A 2,583-nucleotide genomic window follows, 5' to 3' on the forward strand; every position below is an offset into this window, starting at 1 on the left:
CACCGAGTGGGTCATGGTCATCGGCCTCGAGCGGTTCGGGAAAGACCGAGATGTCGTCCGGCTCAGCGATATCGTCCGGCTCGGTAGCGCGACGATCGCCGGGATGCTCAATCATGGTCGCCGATCTCGGACGACGGGTCGGGCGACGATTTCGGCACTGCTGACGGCTTGACCGCCGCTTCGACCGCCGAGATCTGGCCGGCATTGATCTCGAAGCGTGCACCGTCGAGTTGATGCGGCACATCGCCGGGCACTGCTGCGGTCACCAACACCTGCTCGGCCTCCTGTGCTGCCCCTGCCAGCCGCTCGCGGCGGGTGGTGTCCAATTCGGCGAAGACATCGTCCAAGATAAGCACAGCTTCGATGCCGTCAGAACGCAAGAGTTCGAAGGCGCCGAGCCGCAATGCCAATGCCAATGACCACGACTCGCCATGCGATGCGTAACCGCGCGCCGGCAATTCACCGATGCTCAAGAAGAGATCGTCTCGATGCGGCCCGACCAGCGTCAAGCCACGCGCGAGCTCTTCGCGGTGACGATCGGCCAGGGCCTGCCTGAACGCTTCCGGCAGCTCGGCCGGATCGTCCGGCAGCGCGAACCCGGCACGGTATGAGGCGGCGGCCTGATTGTTGACCGGAGCGATCTGCGCATAGGCGCGGCTCGCCGGCTCCAAGACTTCGGCCAGGGTGTCGAGCCGGGCGGCCAGCAGTTCACTGCCGTAGGTCACCAGCTGGTCATCCCAGACCTCCAAGGTGAACTCGGCGTCGGCGTCGGCACGCCCGGTCGCGATCGACTTCAGTAGTGAGTTCCGCTGTTTGACGACCTTGTCGTAGTCCTGCTTGACGCCCAGCATCCGCGGCCAGCGGCTGATCACAAGATCGTCGAGGAAGCCTCGACGCGCCGCCGGATCACCCTTGACCACGCTGAGGTCTTCGGGAGAGAAGACGACGGTGCGCAGTGCACCGAGCAGCTGATGGGTGCGGGGGAGGGATCCCCTGTTGATGCGCGCCCGATTGGCGCGGCCGGGATTGATCTCCAGTTCGAGCAGCAGCCGGCGGTTGTCGTCCAGACCGGCCACGACCTCGGCTCGTACCACGGCCTGCTGGGTGCCGGCCTGGACGAGCGGCCCGTCGTTGCTGACCCGATGCGATTCGAGCCGTGAGAGGTATTCGATCGCCTCCACCAGATTGGTCTTGCCCTGGCCGTTGGAGCCTTGAAAGATCGTTACTGCGGGGGTCAGACGTAGGTCTGCGGCGGCATAGTTGCGGAACTGATGAAGCTCGAGACGAGCGACGTACACGATGTCAGTTCGGCAGGCGCATCAGCATGATGACGTGCCGGTAGTCGCCCTTCGGATCGCCATCGATCTCATCCAGCCCACGTACCAGGCAGGGCTTGCCCGGCGCGGTGAACGAGAAGTGAACGTAGGGGGAGTCGATGGCATTGAGCGCATCGGAAAGATAGTGCGGGTTGAATCCGGCAGCGCTCAACGTGGGCTCGCCGCCAACGAGGTTCTCGATCTGCGCGACAACAGCTTCGGATGCCTGCGCCTGATCGCCGGACGCGGCCTCCAAGGCGATCTGCTCGTCGCCGATCAGCATCCGCAATGGGCTGTTGCGCTCGGCCACCAGGGAGACGCGCTTGACAGAGGCGATGATGTCTTCGGTCTTGCAGCGCACGGTGATGGTCGGCTGAATGTCCATCAGGTGCCGAACCTTGGGGAATTCGCCGCCGAGCAGCCGGGTGGTGAGCTGCCGGCAAGCACCCGACCCGCTGCCCTCGAGACCGATCAATCCCTCTCCGGCTTCGCCGTTCGTCAATGCCAAGGTGATCTGCTCACCGCTGGACATCGACCGGGCGGCCTCGCTCAGCACGCGGGCCGGCACCAACGCGGCGCCTTGCGCCGTGCTCGAGACCGGGGTCCAGGGAAGCTCCTTGAGGGCCATCCGGTAGCGATCGGTGGCGAGCAGCGAGAGCACATCGTCCTTGATCTCGAGACGCACTCCGGTGAAGACAGGAAGCAACTCGTCGCGGCCGGCGGCCACGACCACCTGGTTGATCGCCTGGGCGAACTCGCTGGAGCCGACCACACCGGCGGCGGTCGGCATGTCTGGAAGCTGCGGATATTCGGCGACCGGCAGCAGTTGCAGAGTGAAGCGGGCCGAACCACAGACCAGCTGGGCACGGGTGGCGTCGCTGGTGAAGTCCACCGGACGATTCGGCAGGCTACGTGCGATCTCGGCGAGTAGTTTGCCCGAGACGAGCGCCTCCCCCTCATCGATGACCTGGGCCTCGACCTGCACCTGGGCGCTGGTCTCGTAGTCGAAACTGCTCATCGTCACGCCGGTGGCATCGGTCTTGATCAGAAGACCCGCCAGAATCGGGACGCTCGGCCGACTCGGCAGGCTACGTGCCGCCCAGGCCACCGCCTCGGCCATCACATCGCGTTCCATGCGAATCTTCACGGTGCAAGTCCTTACGTCGTCCGGGGACACGCCAATGCGCCCAATCCTGTCTGGCATCATATCCAGCAAGCCGCTAAGCAGGTAACCGGTTCAGCCACTACTTGAGGGTTGTTCGGCTAT

The 2,583-nt window shown here is 64.7% G+C and carries 2 protein-coding genes; both read right to left on the reverse strand.

Annotation, left to right across the window (positions count from 1 at the left end; genetic code table 11):
* Positions 1 to 107: 107 nt before the first annotated feature.
* Positions 108 to 1,298: a DNA replication/repair protein RecF gene (gene recF / locus AAFP05_RS04650; protein ID WP_341728688.1), complete on the reverse strand. Its 1,191-nt coding sequence runs from the start codon at positions 1,296 to 1,298 to the stop codon at positions 108 to 110.
* A gap of 4 nt (positions 1,299 to 1,302) precedes the next feature.
* Entirely contained in the window at positions 1,303 to 2,463 is a 1,161-nt protein-coding gene (gene dnaN, locus AAFP05_RS04655) for a DNA polymerase III subunit beta (RefSeq protein WP_341728689.1), read from the reverse strand.
* Positions 2,464 to 2,583: the final 120 nt, after the last annotated feature.

This window comes from Brooklawnia sp., from assembly GCF_032229645.1.
Taxonomy (GTDB): Bacteria; Actinomycetota; Actinomycetes; order Propionibacteriales; family Propionibacteriaceae; genus Brooklawnia.